This window comes from Paenibacillus melissococcoides (genome assembly GCA_944800085.1).
GTDB classification, from domain to species: Bacteria; Bacillota; Bacilli; order Paenibacillales; family Paenibacillaceae; genus Paenibacillus_B; species Paenibacillus_B melissococcoides.
Window position 1 is genome coordinate 281,650 of the sequence record CALYLO010000005.1, and the last position, 18,906, is coordinate 300,555.

Here is an 18,906-nt window from a genome sequence, read left to right on the forward strand (position 1 = left end):
GTACATCATAATGATTCAGCTCTGCCCGTCGAATTGTATAGTCATCCAATAGCTGGTGCTGTGTTATCAACATCTTATCCAAATGATTCACCTCGAATAGAAGATTACTGCGAACGGGCATCGCCTGAATCTGCGCCTTCGTAGCCTTCGGCTATCCATTAGCTAAACTGTCGCACTTATCTACAAGGGTCCTCAACAATTGAGCTGTCTGTCCTTTTTTCTTCGATGCTCTTAATTTATTTTGAATCGTTCTAAGCGACCTTCTGAACGCTTCCGGCCCTTTTCTTTGTACCATTTGTATGGCTGCAATTCGAAGCGTACGTTTCATCAATAGAGCAGTGTGGCGTTCGGCCTTTAACTTCATTCCCCGGCGTAATACACGCAGCGCATGTTTATATGTTACCACATCCTCCCATGCCGGCATAAGAGCGAATAAGTTCAATTCGGGATCCCTGAATCCATTTGCTCGAAACATGATTCTCAAGTTATCGCTATTTCCGACTTCTCCTCGATAAAGATCCGGATGCTTCTGATGATACCCAAGAACCTGCTTGATGCTGCGGAAACGAATTTTCTTTCGATGCAGTCTATATCCAAGCTCCCAGTCTTCCAGCCCATATTTGAAAAATCGTTCGTTGAAGCCACCAATCCGGGTCACATAACTTCGCTTAATGGAAACACAACGAGTAATCAACTGAAGCCAAGGCGCCACATCCGTCCTGGCGAATTGCTCCTTAACACCGGGAGCTTTTTTATCGGGAAGGATAAGCTGCGACAGCCGATCCCTCTGATTGACCAGATCATCCGGAGTAAAGAGCGGAACGATGTGATCGATCGTTTCGTATTCATCCTTCCATAAGCCGGCTTGCGTGAGTATTTCCCGGCACATCTGCTTTTCCTCAGGGGAGAAATCCGGGTGAACATGGGTATAGACGTCGTCCCAGGAATAAGGAATTCCAGATAACACGCTCCTTGGAAACTTGCGATGGCCATCATCCAGGATTCGCAAAAATTCAGGGACAACAACAAAATCAGCATCACAAAAGACCACATATAACCCTCTTGCATGCCGCAGCCCCAAATTTCTGGTGACAGCCCTTCCTCTTTGCACCTCATTCGATAAATAGGTAAGCGGGCTTGCTGTATGGAAGCCTTCGACAAGTTTTCGGGTTCCATCGGTAGAACCGTCATCCACGACAATGATTTCGTATTGCTCCTTCGGATACGTTACTCTATCTAATGCAACAAGTGTAAGCAGCAACTGTTCGGCTCGATTGAAAGTCGGGATAATGACGCTGTATCGAATAGCCATGAATTAACTGCCCCTTTCTGCCGCTGAGTAGGGATGGGCCTGTAAGGCCTGTGTTATTGTATTCATTGCTCAGATGCCAAGCGTAGACAAACACCCGTTGACAGCAAATAATTATTATCCATATCATAAAAACCCGCCCGTGGCGCCAACCATCGAGTGGGTTATCCCTGCGTTTGTTTAATTTCGTTGAATAGTCTCGACTGTAGCAATAAGCAGGAGTTTGTCCAAAGAGAAGGGAGTCTGCTTTTCAGGTGTCCAAATCAAAACTATCCTTCTCCCCTTGATCATCGTCCATTATCGTCGAGCTTACCGACGTCGCCAAAAACGAGGTGCATCCGCTACCCGCGCATGCCCGCGATACCTGCTGAATGCTCTCTTCCGTGCCGTCCATCATATCGTAACCGTTGGCGCCGTGAATATGAACATCGATCATTCCGGGAATAAGGAGCATGCCATGGCCGTCGACCAACTCGCCATCCGGCACTTCCCCCGGGGGCACGGAGTCGGCTTCTATCTTTTCAATATAACCGTCACGAATCCAGACGGCTGCCGGGCTAACCACCTTGTCTAGGCGCACGGCACGGACATTATAGATGATCTAGCGACTCATCGGAAATTCCCCCTTCGGCTTCATTGGCTTGGATATCGGCAATCTCGTGCCGATCGAACACTTCATGGAACTCATCCGGAATGGTTGAAAATCCTGTCGACCTTTTCGTTACTTAACCCAATCCGCGACTCGTTCATTGTCCTTCAAGGAATCCCGCTAGGATTTTGGGAGTTGACGGGCTTGCGCGGCCACGCTCTCCTTCCCGTGCTCGCTCGGGTTATACCCATAGGTTTTGCGGAACAGAGCGGCGAAATGGCTTATATTATGGTAGCCGACCATGAGCGCCGCTTCGCTCACATTGCCTTTCCCTTGCTCCAAAATTTTTCGCGCTTCATTCATCCGCAGCGCACGCACATAACCGAATACGGTCGTGCCGAACAATTCCTTGAAGCCGAGCTTGAGCTTGTAATCATTCAAGCCCGCCAATCTGGCAAGCTCCAGCAAGCTGGGAGGCTTCCTCCAGCGGCGGTTCAATATTTCCCGCGCTTCGTGAAGACACCGGATATCCTCGGCATTCAGCTTGGATAGCGTCGTCCGGACCCGTTCTTCCTTTTGCGCCCCGTCCAGGTGATGGACCAGCAGTTCATTCGCTTTCCCTTCCAGATACAGCTTCCGGAGGCTTCCGCTATAGGGGCATTGCTTCATTTGTTCCACGATATGAGCAATGTGGGGAGACCCGGCCGTCTGTCTGCAATAAGCGGATTCATCGGTCAACCGGGCCAGATCGGGATGCAGCTCTCGGAACTGGCGGATATCCAGACGAAGCTCCATATGCCATAACCGTTCCTGGGGATACAGCTCCGCATGCACCTTCGAATCCCGGATGAAGATAAAATTGGACACGCCGGGCGCCAAGCCGTAGCTTGAAGCCCGGCCCCCGGTATCCCAGCAGCCTTGGCCTGACAATGTATATGTAATCTCCAAATGAGGATAATGGATCCCGACATCCATCGTCACCGGTTCGGGCAGATTCGCTTCGAACCAATTGATCTCCATTCCGGGCCGCAGCACAACCCGCTGAACATGGCCCGCGCCGCCCAGAATCGGTACGGTATATTGATACGGTTCCTGCGCATCCGTCGACCGGGATATATCGCTTAACTGCTGGAAGACACAGTCTAAATTTCGCGTATTCATTTGCAGCTTCAACATCGTTCCCCTCTCTTCACTCCTTATCCTCCAGTTTATTTGATAATGATTCTCAATGTCAAATCTATTCATGCCTCTCCGAACACAAAATCGCCCACTGTCCAGCCGCCAATGCTGAACAGAAGGCGATCCTTCATTACTCATATTCCCGCTACGATGCGTTTGGCCCGGATGGAAGCCTGCCGCAGCACCTCATCTTCGTCGATCGTTACCAATTGCCGATGCCTCATCAGCACCTTCCCATTCACGATCGTCGTGTCGACATCCGCTCCGTTGGCGCTGTAGGCCAGCAGCGATTCGATCTGATGGATGGGCTGCAAATGCGGCTTGTTCATATCCACGAGGATCAGGTCGGCGAGCTTGCCGGCTTCGAGCGTCCCTGCTTCGCGATCGATATTCAAGAGCTTGGCGCTCTCGCGGGTAGCCATGCGCAGCGCCTGGCCGGCAGGCAGCACGGTCGGATCGCCGTAATCGAGCTTTTGCAGCCAAGCGGCCGCTTTGATCTCCTCGAACATGTCGACCGTGGCGGCACTCCCGGCGCCGTCGGTTCCCAAGCCAACCACAATACCCTGGTTCATCATGTCCGCGACCGGCGCAATCCCGCAGCCCAGCTTCAAATTGCTGACCGGATTATGCGCCACGCCGCCGCGCATGCCTCTCAACAGCCCGATGTCTCCCCGCGTCATATGCACGCCATGCGCCAACAGCACATGCGCCTTCTCGAACAGGCCGATATTGTACAAATATTGGGCAGGCGTCTCGTTATATTTTTCGCGGATGGACATCACTTCTTCGGGCGTCTCGGCCAGGTGGATATGGATCGGAAGGCGCATCGACTCGGCAAGCCTGACAATGTGCTTCAGAGGCTCGGGCGGACAGGTATACGGCGCGTGGGGAGCGAGCATCGTCGTAATTCTGCCTCCCGCCTTCCCGTTCCATCGCTCGATGAGTCCAAGCGCTTCCGTCAATCGCTGGCCCCCGTCGTCCTGCAGGAATACCATTCCCCGGGACAAAGAGGCGCGCATGCCCACTTCGTCCACCGCGGCGGCGACTTCATCCATATGAATGTACATATCCGCAAAGGCGGTCGTGCCCGATTTGATCATTTCCGCCATCGACAGCTTGGCGCCCCAATAAATATCTTCGGGCGTCATATTCGCTTCGGCGGGCAGCATTTTCCGCTCAAGCCAATCCATGAGCTTCAGATCATCCGAGAACCCCCGCAGCAAGCTCATCGGGGTATGCTGATGCGCATTGATCAGGCCGGGCATGGCAACCATGTCTTCCCCTTCGATCACTTCGTCGGCCTCCACGTCCAGGGCAGGCCCGATTTGTTGAATCGTATCCCCTGCGATAAGAATATCGCCATGGAACGGAACATCCCCCTCTTTCATCGTCACAATGATCACATTTTTGATTAGCGTATTCATCGGCACAGTCCTCCTCCACATGCAAGATAACTCAAGGATAGACTATGACGTAACGTAAAGGTCAATCCGGTCGTATTATTTATCTTCCGGAACGATCACCACTTCGGGTTCGGGAATAAAACCGAAATGCCGGTAAATCCCCTCAGAGATGAGATCCTTCAAATAAAGGATATCCGACGCCGTCGCATCATGATGGTTCAAAATCATATTGCCATGATACGGCGAAATCATCGCCCCGCCATGAGCGAGTCCTTTTAAATTCAGCCTATCGACGAGTGCGCCGATCGAGGCGCCTGCCGCATAGTTATTTTTAAAGAAAGATCCGCAAGATCGGGACGTAAAATGCCGGTTCCCCGTCCGGTACCGGTCAATATCCGACAATTGCCCAGGTATGGCGTGAGTTCTATGCTGAAGCCCCTTCACTTCATTGGAAAAGAAAGCATAAAACTGCGACAGCGATGACAGCTTGCCGCTCCGTTCCTTATATCTCTCCAGGATGCCGCCGAGTCCGCTCTGTACCGGTTCTTCCGGCTCGGGAACCCGGATCTCCGCACCGACTATGATCCATGGTTTCTGCTGAAAAATCGATTGTTTATAGGAGAACTGGCAATCTTCGGCACGGAGGACTTGCAGAGACAGCGCCGGGTCGGCTATATCCACATAAAAAACCTTCTCTACTTTATCGCCCATCTGATCATCGTGATACTTCGCATTCATGTAAATACCGGCGCCCACGCAGCCCGGAAGCAAATAGGTAAAATGAAACCCGGATGTTCCCCAGATCAAGCCTGCGACGGACAGCATCGACAGCGGCAAACCGGAAGAGATAAACCAAGTGGAGCCGCCAACCTGTCTGATCTCGGCAAAGTTTTTCAAGGAGATAAAGACGGTTCCCCGCCGCGGGCGCTCCGGAAACAGAATGTTCGTCCCCATGCCAAACACGAAATATTCCATCCCGTACGATTTACATCCATCCAAGATAGTCATAAGCTGCTCCGCCGTTTCTGGCATCGCAAAATAATCCGCCTCTCCTCCGATTCCATAAGAAGAATGCTCCGCTAACCGCACTTGACGTTTGCACAAGGTATGAAAAAGCTGATGGCGATCATTCATCGCTGTGAAAAAACCCCTTTCGAATGAGACGCGTAAGATTCACCAATGCAGGTCTTTTCATTATACATTACAAACATTTATGTTTACTATGTCATCCTGTTTTGTTACACCAGCGGATCTGATGGGGGGATGCCCTTTTTGTCTCCCCGACAATCAACATGCTTGACGATACATGTATTGGTTTACTCATGTGAAGAGCAGGCTGCAGAGGACCAAATAAAAAATGCGGCTTCAACCGCCAGCCGGCTGAAGTCGCATTCTTGAGGAGACTGTAATTTATTCAATTTGTTTTTCCTGAACTTACCCTTGCATCATGGCAAATGCCCTGCACTCCTGGGCGCAATTCAGACAGATCCTGCTGCACATTTGCGACATTTGATCCGGGAATCGGGCGCACTCATTCCCGCACATTTCACAAATCTGGGCGCACAGTCCCGCCGTCGCCTTGGAGAACATGCTGCCGCTCGCCAAATAACATGCCATCGTCGCACATATCGTCACGCAATCCCGCAGCAGTTGAATCTGCCTTCTTCTGGCATGGATATCGGGTGTGCCGAGCATAGCGGTCACCATATGCTCGCACATATTCAAGCAGTCCTGCACCGTTTTTAACAACGGCGGAAACATCATCGGATGAGCCATCATTGGTTGCACTTGACCTCACAACCTCCTAAAAGTCAATTTGGATAAAAATATACAGTTATCCTATTTCTATGCCCTGGGCATTTGTCCCCATACTAGGTAAAGGGCTAAGTGATCGCCCCTATTGAAACGGAACAAAAAAAGAACGGCCTGCACAAAACAGACCGTTCTTCGCTGGATTTAAAATTATTTGATTCCGCTTACGACGTCGGTTTTCTCCATTTGAGCTTTCAGCTCGTCCACCGTGATGCCTTTTTCCGCGGCCAATTGCTCCAGCTTCGCTTCGCGCTCCTGTTCCATTTGCGCCTTCAGCTCATCCACGGTGATTCCTTTCTCGGCTGCGAGCTGTTCCAGATTGATTCCGCGATCTTTATGCAGCGCGAATGGCTTTGCGGTTGCTCCTTGCGTTAAGGTTGTATCGGCTTCCGCTGCAAAGGCGGACCCCATTGCACTGACGGCAAGAATAGCTCCAAAGGCGGTGACTGCAAGCGATCTGTTCATTTTTTTCATTCAATTTCCCTCCAAAATGGTTTTTTGTCTTGCAAGAATGAGTGTATACCGTTCACCTGAACTCACCCTGAATGCCGACTTTACACTGCCTGAAAATATAAAGTCACTTCTCATTTCTGCGCTGCGGCCGAGTCGTTCTTGTCCCCTATCTTCACGCGTGCCGCCTGTTGTTGGCCATTGCGCGAAATCGTTATCGTCACCTCTGCCCCGGTCTGGGCAGCCTCGATTTTCTCGGTCAGCTCCTGCAGACTGGAGACATCCGAGCCATCGACGGCCGTGATGACATCGTAAGGGCGGATGCCGGCTGCAGAGGCGGGCGATTGCTGCTGCACGTCCGTCACGAGCACTCCGTTCGCGCTGCTCAGCTTCAAGTCCGCGAGCATATCGTCGGTAATATTGAGCGCGCTGACGCCAATGTAAGGCGAAGCCTCCTTCGGAATCGCTTCGTTATTTTTCAAACGGTCCAGCACCGAGGTTACCGTGCTGGAAGGAATGGCAAAGCCGACTCCCTGCGCATCCGCATTGACGGCCGTATTGATGCCGATGACTTCTCCGTTCACATTAAGCAAAGGTCCGCCGGAGTTGCCCGGATTAATCGCGGTATCGGTTTGCAGCAAATGCTTATAATACCTCGTCCCTTGCTCCTCATCGATCTGGATGGGCCGCTCCTTGGCGCTGAGCACGCCGGCGGTCACCGTGGAATCCAACTCGTATGGATTGCCGATCGCCACGACCGTATCGCCGACATGGCTTGCATCCGAATTCCCGAGAGCCAGCGCGGGAAACGGCTTATCCCCCTCTATCTTGATAACGGCCAAATCCAGATCATAGCTGCTGCCCAGCAGCTTCGCCTTGAACGGCTCATGGTAGCCCTGAACATAGACATCGATCTCATCCGCTCCGTCGATAACATGCTCGTTCGTCAAAATATATCCTTCCGATTCAAACAAAAAGCCGGAGCCTGTGCCGCTAGGCTGCAAAGCGCCGCTATCGTCCCCCTGACCCGAAGCGCCTCTGCTGCCGCCATTGTCAAGCCGCTCCCTGGAGAACGGATTGCCGGACAGCGAGTTGTTGCGGTTCGAGCTTATTTTCGTTTTCGTTTCGATTTTGACGGCCGCCGGACTGGCTTGACTTATGATGCTGGAGAGGCTGCCGGCCTCCGATCCGTTCCACGAAGCGGTTTGAATCCCGGTGCCGGTTGGAGCCTCGGCAGACACCCCGTAGGCAAGCGGCTTGTTCACGCCGAATAGATCCATCCGGCCGGCCGCGAACAGGAGCCCCCCGATAGCCAACGATCCGGCCATAAAAGCCGCAAAGATCGGCCGCCATAAGCCTGCGCTTCGCTGCGTGGCCTCTTGCCGGCTCCCCGCAGCAATCTCCAACGGCATGATGACCTTGCGCGTCTCTCTGATTTCTTCCTTCATCTTATATACCGCCTTTCTGCCTGAAGCATGGGTTTATTATGCCGGCCATGTCTGAAGGAAGCTTGTCCGTCCGCTGAGCATCCGCTTAATCCTTAATTTGGATCGCTGTGTTTCCCTGTTTCTCAGCTTGTTTTCAGATTTTTTTAAGAGCGGCTTCAGCTTCGTCCTCTATACTGGTTGCAGCAATGTCCGCGTGTGCAAGCGGCTTACAGGCAGGAGGATCCATATGGGACAATTGAAAGGCATCAAAATACTGCTCGTCGACGACGAACCGAACATACTGCAGTTTCTCGAACTTGGCCTGACCAATGAAGGCTTCGAGGAGCTGCTTGCGCGCATTCACGCGCGAATTCGCAATCAGTTCCCCCATTTGTTCGGCGAGGTCGTGGCCGGACCGTTCCGGATCGATGATCGGCGCAAGGAGATTACTTACGACAGCCGGGTGCTGGAGCTGTCCCCTACCGAATATGAGCTGCTGAAGTTTTTGGTCCTTAACCAGGGTCTTGTGCTCAGCAAGGCAATGATATTGGACAGAGTATGGGGCTACGATTTCGGCGGGGAGGAAAATATCGTCGAGGTGTACATCCGGTCATTGCGGGAGAAGCTGAACGATCGGGAGCATCGCCTGATTCGGACGCTGCGCGGGGCCGGATACCGGGTCGATCTGCCATGAAGGCGGCGGAACGGATCCGGCGCTTCATCCATCCAGGCTCGCTGCGGTTTCAGCTCTTATCCCGTTCTCTCCTCATTCTCGCCGCACTGTTGATGCTCATCGGCGTATTTCAATATTTGGTTATGCAGCAATTCGTATATGAAAATAAGGCGGAAAGCTTGAAAAGCCAAATTAAATCCTTTCCGCGCGAGGCATGGCAACTGCTGGCGGACAGAGATGACGGCGTATCGGGGCGGCGAGCGATGCTGTTTTTGCCTGCCGATGCGTCGCTCGCCATTATCGATGCGAACGGCGCCATACAGGCCGTTGCCATGGGGGATGAGATGCCCGAACCGCCCGAACTGTCTCCGGAAGAATACCAAGCGGCTATGATCAAGAGCAGGAAGAAGGAAGCCGACTACCGGGTAATGAACGACAGCGAGGGAGAGGAGCAGCTTATCGTGCTGCAGCCGTTCGAATGGAAAGGGCGGATGCTCGGACTCATTCAGATCAATACAAGCACCAAGCCGTTGAAGGAAATGCTCGCCAGTCAGCTTCTGACCTTTCTATCGCTGGCTGTCCTGGCGCTGATCGGCGGCATGATCGCTTTCCTCCCCGTATTGAAAAGAACGCTTATCCCGCTGTCCAATATGGTGCATACCGTCGGAAAAATCGATGCGGGGAATTTGGCGGAGCGCGTTCCATCCCGTCAGGGCCAGCTCGAAATCGATCGGCTTGCGTTATCGTTCAACGGCATGCTGGAAAGGCTGGAATCCTCGTTCGAAGCGGAAAAGGAAGCCAAAGAGCAGATGCGGCGCTTTGTCGCCGACGCCTCCCATGAGCTCCGGACGCCGTTGACATCCATTCACGGCTTTCTCGAGGTTCTGCTCCGCGGCGCGATGAACCAGCCGGAGCAGCTCCGCAAAGCGCTTAACTCGATGTACGGGGAATCCGAACGGATCAATAAGCTTGTGCAGGATCTACTGCTGCTGGCGAAGCTGGACCGGGCTCCGGTCATGGAGCTCTCCGACGGCGACTTGAATCGCGTGCTTCAGGAGCTGGAGCCGCAGCTTCGCCTGCTGGCCGGAAGGCGGCAGGTGACGCTCGCTCTGGCGGGGAATGCGAAGTGCATGTATGATCCGGACAAGATGAAGCAGGTTGTCCTCAATTTATTCCATAACGCCGTTCAGCATACGGATCCGGAAAAAGGAGAGATTCGGATTTCCACAGAATCGGTGCCCGGCGGCGTCGAACTGACGGTGCGGGATAATGGCACGGGGATCGGGAAGATGCATCTCCCCCATTTGTTTGACCGGTTTTACCGCAGCGAATCTTCCCGTACCCGCAAGTATGGCGGCGCCGGCCTCGGCTTATCGATTACGAAATCGATTGTGGAGGCGCACGGCGGATCGATCCGCGTCAGCAGCGCGGAGGGACAGGGCAGCGCGTTTATCGTCACGGTGCCGGCAGCCGTTCCTCCCCTCACGGAGTCAAGGGAGGAACATAGTTAACGCAAAAGGCTCCGTTCGCTGCCGATAGCGATGGAGCCGTTGCCATTTTTTATATTCTATACAAGCTGATGCAACATAAATCTGTTAACGCTCGAATTGTCCGACCACATAACCTGCATAAAACGTATTGGTGCCCGGCACGGCGCGAGCGGCATAAATCCGGTATACCCGGCTGCCGATATACAGATGAAGGACGGGTTCCCCCGCCCGCGCTTCCGGGTTGCTCAGAATGAAGCCTTTTTTGGTCTGCTCCATACTTCCTTTTTTACGTGCTTGACCGCTTATTCCGGGGTGTCGAACATTTTTTCCCGCTCTTTTCCGCCATTGGAGGACGTGATGACTTGATTGCCGTTGCATTGGATGCTTCATGTTTTGCCGCTGCTGCGTTCTTCCAGCATTCGCTTCATCGGGTGCTTCCACCATTCTAGGCTTTTACATAACAGAAGCTGCTTCGCGCGCACAAAAGCTTCCGGAGATCCGCCCGCCGCCACTACCCTTGCCTTCCACTCCTCATCCAGTCCGCCGAACCATTCCCGCGGGTCTAGGGCATCCGCATCGGCCCGAACCGGCTCGAGCACCGGCAGATCCAGCGACCGGATCGCATCGAGAAAATGGACTCGGCTGTCGCGGCCATAGTTGATCACCTGCCCCTTCCTTCCCTGTTCATCGGGATCCAGGTCGATGCCAAGGTGGTTGCCGCCCCAATCCTTGCTTATCGGCAGCCAATAACGGTTAATATACCGTTCCTTAATCCAGGCGGCGGGAACGGAAAAGTGCTCCCCTTCCCAAGCATATTCCTCCTCCAGCTCCGCCCATATTCTCCATTCGGTCAACATGCTGTCCAAGGACAGGAACGGAAGGCCGAAAAACAACCCGGGACCAGCTTCGCTTTCTCCATTATGGATCCGATACAGCTCCCGCAGCTCGGCCGGCAAAGGAAAGCCCAGTTCCTCTTCCGCCTGGCGCAGCTCCATCTCCGTAGCGGGCGGGTGGAGTGATGCGGCCAGTTCCGGCAGCTCTTCCCGAAGCAATTCCGTGATTTCGTTCAACAACGCTCTTAATCTGATGCTTCCTCCTTGACGGCCAGATCTTTTCCCTCTCGCTATTTATGTAAGGTCCTTCTTATAGTAATAGTGCTTGCATCCAATCGGAGCATTTTCGAAAATGGCGACGACCTTGTAGCCATATTTCTTTTAGAATTCGGGAGCTTGAAAGCTGAATGTATTCAGTTTAATGAAGGTACAATTTTTTGCTCTCGCTATTTGCTCGGCTTCTTCCAATAACCGTCTCCCCAATCCTTCTCCTCGATGGTTTTCATCCACCCATAAAATATCAACTTCCATCCAATTCCATAGCAAGGTGCTGTTCAGACCGGCAACAATCTCTCCGTTATCATCCTTCAAGCATAAATTAACCTCTTCGAGCTCGGCGTTGGGCACGCATTTGGCATTGAACTCAATCAATTTGTGCAGGACATGCTTGGATTCTTCGGGTGTGCTGTGAAAAAGCTTAGGTCTGTTTGTCATAATTCTCCTCCTGTAAAGCCTTTATATGAAATAAAACATGTTCCTTTAGTGGACTGTCTGCCTCCACTTTCTGAAATTCTGTCTGTTTCTGCCCAATCGCGCAATTGCAATCTCGATGTTTCTAAATATATCTTTTTTTACACCTTCGAAGGAAGGATGACACTTCGTTGTAACTCTCCTGGGCACGTCGCTACTATACCACATCTTGGCTGATTTTCGTAATTCCGAAATTCATGTGCTATGATCAGCTTACAGACCATCCAATTCATCTCCCGGATCCCCATCCATGTTCAAAATATTGATATTTTTTCGCCAAAGAAGAGCGGAGCTTTTACTCAAGCCAAATGGTATGATAAAAGAATTCTGCGGGACCTTACTACAGCAGGCAGGAGGAGAACATGATGTGGATGCCTGATCGCGGCAGCAGTCAGCCTCTCTATCAACAGATAGCGGATGACATCGAACGGAGAATCGCATATGGCGAGTTCCCGCCAGGCAGTCTGCTGCCCTCCGAACGCAAATTAGCCGCGCAATTGGGAGTGAACCGCAGCACCGTGATTCTGGTTTACGCGGAGCTTCGCGCGTTGGGAATCATCGAGAGCCGCTCGGGAAGCGGAACCCGGGTTAGCAAATATAAATGGGGAGCGACGCCGAAGCATACTCCGAACTGGCACCGGTATTGCGAAGGCGGAAGCTTTCTGCCGAACGTCGCTTTTTTGCGCCGTATCCGGGAAGCGCTGCAGCAGGACAGCGCATTAATCGATTTTGCGAGCGGCGAGCTGGGGGCGGACCTTTCTCCTGTGGAAGAAATCAATGCGCTGATCGATGAAAATCACTATACCGGGTATCTCGGGTATGACAATCCGCAAGGGTTTTTGCCGCTTCGGGAAGCGCTCGTCTCCTTTTTGAGCCAATATCGGGGCATTCAGACGACAGAATCGTCCATCCTCATCACATCCGGCTCCCAGCAATCGCTATATTTAATCACCCAGTGTCTGCTGGCCCCCGGCGATGCGGTTGCGATCGAAGATCCTTCGTACTGCTATTCACTGCCCATGTTCCAATCGGCAGGTCTTCGCTTGTTCCGCCTTCCCGTCGACCAGCATGGAATCCGGCCCGAGGATGTGCGCACGCTCTACAAAAAGCATCGAATCAAGATGGTCTTCCTGAATCCGAATTATCAGAATCCGACAGGCGCCGTCCTCGACGCGGAACTGCTCCATGTGACGAGCGAGCTGGGGCTGCCGATTGTCGAGGATGATCCGTTCAGTCTGACGGCCTATGAAGGCAGCCCGCCGCGGCCGCTCAAGTCCATGGATTCGCTCGGCTCGGTCCTCTATATCGGCTCGTTCTCCAAAATCGCCGCCTCCGGGCTGCGTGTCGGCTGGATGGTCGCGCCGCATTCCGTCGTCGATCGGCTAGCCGATGCCAGACAGCAGATGGACTTCGGGCTGAGCGTCGTTCCGCAAAAGGTGGCTGCCCAGTTCCTGAAGTCCGCCTATACCCGGCCGCATTTGGACCGCTTGCGCATGAATCTGCACTACAAGCGGGATGCGGCAATCGAAGCGCTGCAGCGCGAGCTTCCGGGGCTGGTCAGCTTCCCGGTGCCGCAAGGGGGCTTGCACCTGTGGTGTAAAATCTTGCCCGAGGTCAATGACGGCAAGCTGCTGGAGGAAGCGATCTGCAACGGAGTCATCTTCGCGCCCGGCAGCGTGTACGGCTCCGATTCCGGCTATGTGCGCTTCACTTATGCAAGGCCGAAGGCGGAAGAGATCGCTCCGGGCATAGCCGCATTCGCGGCCTCTCTTCGGGCCGTTCTTGATTAGAGCAAGCAAAAAAGGTGAATGAACGCGCTGTATAGCTGTCCTATACACGTCAATTCATTCACCTTTTTCTTTACTTATCGCGCGGCTCCCGGCTGCGCCGCGCCACCCCGGCTTCATAGGCTGCCGCGATGACAGCCTTGCTCACTTTATCCGCCGCCTGGGGATGGAATACGCTTGGAATAATATACTGCTCCTTCCGTTCCTCGTCGGAAATGACCGAAGCGATCGCTTACGCCGCGGCAAGCTTCATCGATTCCGTAATTCGGGAAGCTCTGCAGTCCAGCACGCCGCGGAACATGCCGGGAAAGCATAATACGTTATTGATCTGATTCGGGTAATCCGAGCGCCCTGTCGCAATGACGCGCGCATGCGGCTCCGCTTCCTCCGGCATAATCTCAGGAGTCGGATTGGCCATCGCAAACACGATCGGGTCTGCCGCCATCCGCTTCACATCCTCCGCCTTCAAGATATTCGGACCGGATAGACCGATAAATACGTCAGCCCCTTCAAGGGCTGCGGAGAGGCTGCCTTCCACCTTCCGCGGATTCGTCTGGCCGGCGATCCCGTTCCAGAGCGGATCCGAATAATTGTATCCGCTCACGAGGGCTCCTTGCCGGTCTACGACGATCAGGTCGGTCACTCCGGAGGCCAGCAATATTTTGGCGCAGGCCATCCCCGCCGCCCCCAGGCCGCATACGACCACTCTGCATTGCTCCAGTTTTTTTCCGACCACTTTCACGGCATTGTACAACGCTGACAGGATGACGACAGCGGTTCCGTGCTGATCATCATGAAAGACCGGGATATCCAGCTCCTGCTTCAGCCGTGCTTCGATCTCGAAGCAGCGCGGAGCCGAAATATCCTCCAGGTTGATCCCGCCGTAGGCCGGGGCGATCGCTTTAATGATGCGAATCATCTCTTCCGTATCCTGCGTGCTTAGAGAGATCGGAAAAGCATCTACGCCGGCCAATTGCTTAAAGAGCACAGCCTTCCCTTCCATGACCGGCATCGCGGCTTCCGGACCGATCGATCCCAGGCCAAGCACGGCGGTGCCGTCGGAGACGACGGCTACCGTGTTCCGCTTGATCGTCAGCGTATGGGCGCGGTCGGGATCTTGATGAATCGCCATGCAGATCTGCGCCACGCCCGGCGTATAGGCACGGGACAGATCGTCCCGATTTTTAATGGGCGACTTGGGATGAATCTCGATTTTGCCGCCCAGATGCATAAGAAAGGTCTGATCCGATACGTTGATTACCGTAACCCCTGGCAGCTGGCCAACCGCGCAGACCATGCGTCCAACATCCTGCGGGGAACGCAGGTGAACCGTAATGTCTCTCACCGTTCGCACAGGCCCTGCGCGATTGATGTCCATCGCGACGATGTCGCCGCCGGCATCGCTTATCGATGAGGCTATCGCTCCAAAGGCTGCGGCATCTTGATCATACTCCAGCCGCAAAATGACACTGGTGTTCATTTCCAACGAGTTGTGCATAAGTTACTTCCCCCTCGCCGCCATATTGTTATCGCTGCAATGCTTTCACATCTTTAATGATTTTGTCGTAGGGCGTATCGATCATCCCGTCGTACTTGGCTACGACGGGGCCTGACGGGTCGACCAAGCCGCTGCTGCAATTGCGCCATATTGGCCGTCATCGACGGACATACCGTGGCACAATAGGTGAACACCATGTCCGCGATCCATACCTTCCCTTTCAAATCGGACAAGGATACCGGATTCCCGTCTTGGTTCATGAACGCAAAAGGCGCCACCTCGTACTGAAGCTGATTCGGCTTCCCGCCGCTGCATGCGGAGCCGAACATCATCATCAGGCCAAGCAAGACGGATAAGACTACTGCTTTTTTCATTGGTCATCGCCCTCCGCTTGTGTGTGGGTAGAGAGCCAGTGCGCCAATGTCTCGATTTCGTCGGCACGAAGCACTTTTTTGAAGGCCGGCATCCCTTTGCTCCCATCCTGTACCGTGTTGATGAGCTGCTGCTCTGACATTTTCGAGCCAATCTCCTGTAAGCTCGGCCCCACCCTGCCGCTCAGATCGGCAGCATGACAGGATAAGCACTGCTTCTTATATAACGTCATCGCCGCGGCCTCCCCCGAATCGGCTGCTCCCGCTCCTCCGGCTTGACGGTCCGTTCCCCCGCCGCACGCGGCGAGGGCAAGCGCCATCGCGCCAACAAGCAGTGCAGCGCCCAACGATGCGGCCCGTGCGGATGCCCGGCTCATATCGCCACCATATTGTAGAGCATGATCCACATGGAGCCGACCACGATCACGAGCAAGATGATCAAGCCCAAAATCAATGTCACCAGGTTATACCGGGGCTTGGGCTCCTCCCGCAAATGCATGAAATATATCAATTGCACGATGAACTGCAGCACGGCTGCCGTCATGAGCACGATGGTGTTCCCCATCCCCTCGGCCCAGCCGTACAGGACGGCCGTAATCGGAATGATCGTCAGCACGATCGAGAACAGAAAGCCGAGCGTATACGAGCGGAAGGAGCCGTGGCTCCCGGTGTCCTGCGGAGCTGTCGTATCATGCTGCGCCATCTATCTCACCCCCATCAAATAGACAATGGTAAAGACAAAAATCCATACGACGTCAAGGAAATGCCAAAACAGGCTGATGACATTCACCTTGCGCTTCGTGACTGGCGTGATGCCATGCTTGGCCAGCTGAATCATTAAGGCAATCATCCAGACTAATCCGATCGACACATGAAGCCCGTGCGTTCCGACCAAGGTATAGAAAGCCGAGAGGAACGCGCTCGTGCTGATCGTGGCTCCCTCGTGAATGAGATGAATAAATTCATTGACCTCCAACATAATGAAGGCGGTGCCGAGCAAGGCCGTGACACCGAGCCACCCGATCAAGGCGCGGAGCTTCCCCCGATGCATGGCCAGCACGGCGAGGCCGCTCGTATAGCTGCTCGCCAGCAGAATGATCGTGCTGGCGATTATACCGCCGAGCTGGAACAGCTCTTCCTGGCCCGGACCGCCGTTCCGGTTCGGCTGCAGGACAATATAGGCAGCGAACAGCGTGCCGAAAATGACGACATCGGTCATCAGGTAGATCCAGAATCCGAATGTGCGCATGTCCTCCATATCCGGATGGTCATGATGATGCGAATGCGGCGCTGGATGGCCGGCATGTACGGAATCGTTGATGTGAGCCATTGTTGGTTTACCCCCTTAGCGCAGCTTCTGTGCGTGTAATCTCCTCTACCGGGATATAATAGTCGGTATTGTAATTGAAGGAATGAACCAGCATGCATAGCGCCACGCCGGCCAGACCGGCCACCGTCATCCAGACCCAGTCAAATACGAACCCGAATCCGGCCGTAAACCAGAACATCGACATGACAAAAGGAATGCCCGAATTGCGCGGCATATGGATCGGTTCCAGCTTCGGCGGTATTGAAGGCTGTTCCCCGCGCGCCCGCCGCTGCTTCTCCTCCCACCATTCATCCTGGGAAGACACTTGCGGCAGCGTGGCAAAATTATAATGCGGCGCCGGAGAAGGAATCGACCATTCCAAGGTGCGTCCGTTCCACGGATCTCCCGTTGTATCTTTTGGCGAGTACTTCACGCTGTACACGATCTGCCATACTTGAAGCAAGAAGGCGATTCCCATCAACGCGGCCCCGATGGTGGATACAAGATTCATCTCCCACCAGCCTTTGTCCCAGCCGTACGTCACAAGCCGGCGCGTCATGCCCATTAATCCGAGCACATATTGCGGCATGAAGCAGACATAAAATCCGATATTCCAGAACCAGAACGCCCACTTTCCGATCCGCTCGTTGAGGGTGAAGCCGAACAGCTTGGGCCACCAATAATACAAGCCGGCGAAATAACCGAACACGACGCCGCCGATGATCGTATTATGGAAATGCGCAATCAGGAAGTAGCTGTTGTGGAATTGAAAGTCGGCCGGGGCAACGGACAGAAGCACCCCGGTCATCCCGCCGATGATAAAGCAGACGATAAAGCCGATCGTCCACAGCATGGGCGTCTCGAAGGTGATTTTTCCCCGGAACATCGTGAACAGCCAGTTGAACACTTTGACGCCGGTCGGGATCGCGATCAGCATCGTCGTGAGGGCGAAAAAGGCGTTGACATCCGCGCCGGAGCCCATCGTAAAGAAATGATGCGCCCAGACGAGAAACGATAAAATACTGATAATCATCATGGCATACACCATCGATTTATAGCCGAACAGCTTTTTCTTCGCAAAGGTGGATACAATCTCCGAAAAAATGCCGAAGGCAGGCAGAATGATAATATACACTTCAGGGTGACCCCACATCCGGATCAAATTGATGTACATCATCGGGTTGCCGCCGCCGTCCAGGGTAAAGAAATGCGCCCCCAAATAGCGGTCCAGAAACAGCAGCGCCAACGTTGCCGTCAAAATGGGGAACGAAAAGATGATCGCGATGCAGCTCGACAGCACCGACCACGGGAACAACGGCATTTTCATCAGCTTCATGCCGGGAGCGCGCATTTTCAGAATCGTGACGATAAAGTTGATGCCGGTCATCAGGCTGCCGATCCCCGAGATCTGGATCCCCCATATATAGAAATCCTGGCCGACGCCCGGATTGAACATTCGCTCCGAATAAGGCGGATACGCAAGCCACCCCGCATCAGGCGATCCCCCGATGACAAAGGACAGATTGAACAGCATCGCGCCCCAGAAAAAGAGCCAGAAGCTCAGCGCATTCAAAAACGGAAAAGCGACATCGCGCGCGCCGATCTGGAGCGGCACCACCACGTTGAACAGACCGAACATGAACGGCATCGCCATAAATAGAATCATAATGACGCCATGGGTCGTAAAGATCTGATTATAATGATCCGGCGTCAAAAAGCTCAGCTCCGGCATCGCCAGCTGCGCCCGCATCAGGAGCGCGTCCACTCCGCCGCGGAACAGCATCAGGAAAGCGGAGAGGATGTACATGATGCCGATTTTTTTATGATCGACCGTCGTCAGCCATTCACGCCACAGCCAGCCCCATTTTTTGAAATACGTCAGTCCAAATAGAATCGCGATAATGGTCAGAACGATGGTGACATCGGCACCGTATATTAGCGGGTCGCCCGTCACAAAAAATTCCGATGCAAAGCTCTTTACTTTCTCCCACATGGAGCAGTCTCACCTTCCCTTTCGATTCGAACC

The 18,906-nt window shown here is 53.7% G+C and carries 17 protein-coding genes and 3 pseudogenes; 3 read left to right on the forward strand and 17 right to left on the reverse strand.

From position 1 onward, the window contains the following. Window positions 1-151: 151 nt before the first annotated feature. The 8 genes and pseudogenes from OCY70_RS19160 to OCY70_RS19195 all read right to left on the reverse strand — a co-directional run bounded on the left by OCY70_RS19160 (window position 152) and on the right by OCY70_RS19195 (window position 8,190). On the reverse strand, window positions 152-1,312 hold the full coding sequence (locus OCY70_RS19160) for a glycosyltransferase family 2 protein (protein WP_213428976.1): 1,161 nt from the start codon (window positions 1,310-1,312) through the stop codon (window positions 152-154). A gap of 289 nt (window positions 1,313-1,601) precedes the next feature. After that, window positions 1,602-1,910, reverse strand: a pseudogene (locus tag OCY70_RS35795) (N-acetylglucosamine-6-phosphate deacetylase); the annotation flags it as partial. Window positions 1,911-2,078: 168 nt separating this feature from the next. Beyond that, window positions 2,079-3,074, reverse strand: a complete 996-nt coding sequence (locus tag OCY70_RS19170; protein WP_249725253.1) for a helix-turn-helix transcriptional regulator — start codon at window positions 3,072-3,074, stop codon at window positions 2,079-2,081. Window positions 3,075-3,211: 137 nt separating this feature from the next. Beyond that, entirely contained in the window at window positions 3,212-4,501 is a 1,290-nt protein-coding gene (locus OCY70_RS19175) for an amidohydrolase (protein WP_213428977.1), read from the reverse strand. A gap of 75 nt (window positions 4,502-4,576) precedes the next feature. After that, the gene (locus OCY70_RS19180) at window positions 4,577-5,614 is read right to left on the reverse strand and encodes a UDP-N-acetylmuramate dehydrogenase (protein ID WP_213428978.1); all 1,038 of its coding nucleotides are present in this window, start codon (window positions 5,612-5,614) and stop codon (window positions 4,577-4,579) included. A gap of 300 nt (window positions 5,615-5,914) precedes the next feature. Beyond that, window positions 5,915-6,259: a four-helix bundle copper-binding protein gene (locus OCY70_RS19185; protein ID WP_213428999.1), complete on the reverse strand. Its 345-nt coding sequence runs from the start codon at window positions 6,257-6,259 to the stop codon at window positions 5,915-5,917. Between the two features lie 183 nt (window positions 6,260-6,442). Continuing rightward, window positions 6,443-6,766 (reverse strand): hypothetical protein, encoded by a 324-nt coding sequence (locus tag OCY70_RS19190; RefSeq protein WP_213428979.1) that lies wholly within the window; start codon window positions 6,764-6,766, stop codon window positions 6,443-6,445. A 110-nt stretch (window positions 6,767-6,876) separates the two neighbouring features. After that, a complete protein-coding gene (locus OCY70_RS19195; RefSeq protein WP_261945103.1) occupies window positions 6,877-8,190 on the reverse strand; it encodes a S1C family serine protease in 1,314 nt (437 codons plus the stop codon). 226 nt (window positions 8,191-8,416) lie between these two features. Here OCY70_RS19195 and OCY70_RS19200 point away from each other — a divergent pair, with 226 nt between their 5' ends. Continuing rightward, complete coding sequence (locus OCY70_RS19200; protein WP_213428981.1) at window positions 8,417-8,863, forward strand: response regulator transcription factor; 447 nt, start codon at window positions 8,417-8,419, stop codon at window positions 8,861-8,863. Then, on the forward strand, window positions 8,860-10,353 hold the full coding sequence (locus OCY70_RS19205) for a sensor histidine kinase (RefSeq protein WP_213428982.1): 1,494 nt from the start codon (window positions 8,860-8,862) through the stop codon (window positions 10,351-10,353). Before OCY70_RS19200 ends, OCY70_RS19205 begins: the two co-directional genes overlap by 4 nt. An 84-nt stretch (window positions 10,354-10,437) precedes the next feature. Here OCY70_RS19205 and OCY70_RS19210 read toward each other — a convergent pair whose 3' ends face one another. The 3 genes and pseudogenes from OCY70_RS19210 to OCY70_RS19220 form a co-directional block, all read right to left on the reverse strand. Next, window positions 10,438-10,608, reverse strand: coding sequence for a hypothetical protein (locus OCY70_RS19210; RefSeq protein WP_213428983.1), 171 nt, complete (start codon window positions 10,606-10,608; stop codon window positions 10,438-10,440). A 110-nt stretch (window positions 10,609-10,718) separates the two neighbouring features. Further along, window positions 10,719-11,402 (reverse strand): SMI1/KNR4 family protein, encoded by a 684-nt coding sequence (locus OCY70_RS19215; RefSeq protein WP_249725256.1) that lies wholly within the window; start codon window positions 11,400-11,402, stop codon window positions 10,719-10,721. Between the two features lie 57 nt (window positions 11,403-11,459). After that, window positions 11,460-11,879 (reverse strand): annotated as a pseudogene (locus OCY70_RS19220) (GNAT family N-acetyltransferase). Between the two features lie 401 nt (window positions 11,880-12,280). On the opposite strand from OCY70_RS19220, the gene pdxR reads away from it, so the two are divergent. Then, window positions 12,281-13,705, forward strand: coding sequence for a MocR-like pyridoxine biosynthesis transcription factor PdxR (pdxR, locus tag OCY70_RS19225; protein WP_213429001.1), 1,425 nt, complete (start codon window positions 12,281-12,283; stop codon window positions 13,703-13,705). A 70-nt stretch (window positions 13,706-13,775) separates the two neighbouring features. Here pdxR and OCY70_RS19230 read toward each other — a convergent pair. From OCY70_RS19230 to OCY70_RS19255, 6 genes and pseudogenes are all read right to left on the reverse strand, one after another. Continuing rightward, window positions 13,776-15,200 (reverse strand): annotated as a pseudogene (locus OCY70_RS19230) (malic enzyme-like NAD(P)-binding protein). A gap of 53 nt (window positions 15,201-15,253) precedes the next feature. After that, a complete protein-coding gene (locus OCY70_RS19235; RefSeq protein ID WP_306433948.1) occupies window positions 15,254-15,574 on the reverse strand; it encodes an SCO family protein in 321 nt (106 codons plus the stop codon). Continuing rightward, the gene (locus OCY70_RS19240) at window positions 15,571-15,948 is read right to left on the reverse strand and encodes a c-type cytochrome (RefSeq protein ID WP_249725259.1); all 378 of its coding nucleotides are present in this window, start codon (window positions 15,946-15,948) and stop codon (window positions 15,571-15,573) included. Before OCY70_RS19240 ends, OCY70_RS19235 begins: the two co-directional genes overlap by 4 nt. After that, window positions 15,945-16,274: a cytochrome o ubiquinol oxidase subunit IV gene (locus tag OCY70_RS19245; protein WP_213428984.1), complete on the reverse strand. Its 330-nt coding sequence runs from the start codon at window positions 16,272-16,274 to the stop codon at window positions 15,945-15,947. Before OCY70_RS19245 ends, OCY70_RS19240 begins: the two co-directional genes overlap by 4 nt. After that, a complete protein-coding gene (gene cyoC, locus OCY70_RS19250) occupies window positions 16,275-16,901 on the reverse strand; it encodes a cytochrome o ubiquinol oxidase subunit III (RefSeq protein ID WP_213428985.1) in 627 nt (208 codons plus the stop codon). A gap of 7 nt (window positions 16,902-16,908) precedes the next feature. Next, on the reverse strand, window positions 16,909-18,873 hold the full coding sequence (locus OCY70_RS19255) for a cbb3-type cytochrome c oxidase subunit I (RefSeq protein ID WP_213428986.1): 1,965 nt from the start codon (window positions 18,871-18,873) through the stop codon (window positions 16,909-16,911). Window positions 18,874-18,906 lie beyond the last annotated feature (33 nt).

Excerpts from the sequence above, each read along its gene's own strand:
- OCY70_RS19255 (WP_213428986.1), bottom strand. The coding sequence starts at position 18,873 with ATGTGGGAGAAAGTAAAGAGCTTTGCATCGGAATTTTTTGTGACGGGC.
- OCY70_RS19175 (WP_213428977.1), bottom strand. The coding sequence starts at position 4,501 with ATGAATACGCTAATCAAAAATGTGATCATTGTGACGATGAAAGAGGGG.
- pdxR (WP_213429001.1), top strand. The coding sequence starts at position 12,281 with ATGTGGATGCCTGATCGCGGCAGCAGTCAGCCTCTCTATCAACAGATA.
- OCY70_RS19245 (WP_213428984.1), bottom strand. The coding sequence starts at position 16,274 with ATGGCGCAGCATGATACGACAGCTCCGCAGGACACCGGGAGCCACGGC.
- OCY70_RS19205 (WP_213428982.1), top strand. The coding sequence starts at position 8,860 with ATGAAGGCGGCGGAACGGATCCGGCGCTTCATCCATCCAGGCTCGCTG.
- OCY70_RS19185 (WP_213428999.1), bottom strand. The coding sequence starts at position 6,259 with ATGATGGCTCATCCGATGATGTTTCCGCCGTTGTTAAAAACGGTGCAG.
- OCY70_RS19170 (WP_249725253.1), bottom strand. The coding sequence starts at position 3,074 with ATGTTGAAGCTGCAAATGAATACGCGAAATTTAGACTGTGTCTTCCAG.
- OCY70_RS19235 (WP_306433948.1), bottom strand. The coding sequence starts at position 15,574 with ATGAAAAAAGCAGTAGTCTTATCCGTCTTGCTTGGCCTGATGATGATG.
- OCY70_RS19160 (WP_213428976.1), bottom strand. The coding sequence starts at position 1,312 with ATGGCTATTCGATACAGCGTCATTATCCCGACTTTCAATCGAGCCGAA.
- OCY70_RS19195 (WP_261945103.1), bottom strand. The coding sequence starts at position 8,190 with ATGAAGGAAGAAATCAGAGAGACGCGCAAGGTCATCATGCCGTTGGAG.
- OCY70_RS19240 (WP_249725259.1), bottom strand. The coding sequence starts at position 15,948 with ATGAGCCGGGCATCCGCACGGGCCGCATCGTTGGGCGCTGCACTGCTT.
- cyoC (WP_213428985.1), bottom strand. The coding sequence starts at position 16,901 with ATGGCTCACATCAACGATTCCGTACATGCCGGCCATCCAGCGCCGCAT.
- OCY70_RS19200 (WP_213428981.1), top strand. The coding sequence starts at position 8,417 with ATGGGACAATTGAAAGGCATCAAAATACTGCTCGTCGACGACGAACCG.
- OCY70_RS19180 (WP_213428978.1), bottom strand. The coding sequence starts at position 5,614 with ATGAATGATCGCCATCAGCTTTTTCATACCTTGTGCAAACGTCAAGTG.
- OCY70_RS19210 (WP_213428983.1), bottom strand. The coding sequence starts at position 10,608 with ATGGAGCAGACCAAAAAAGGCTTCATTCTGAGCAACCCGGAAGCGCGG.
- OCY70_RS19190 (WP_213428979.1), bottom strand. The coding sequence starts at position 6,766 with ATGAAAAAAATGAACAGATCGCTTGCAGTCACCGCCTTTGGAGCTATT.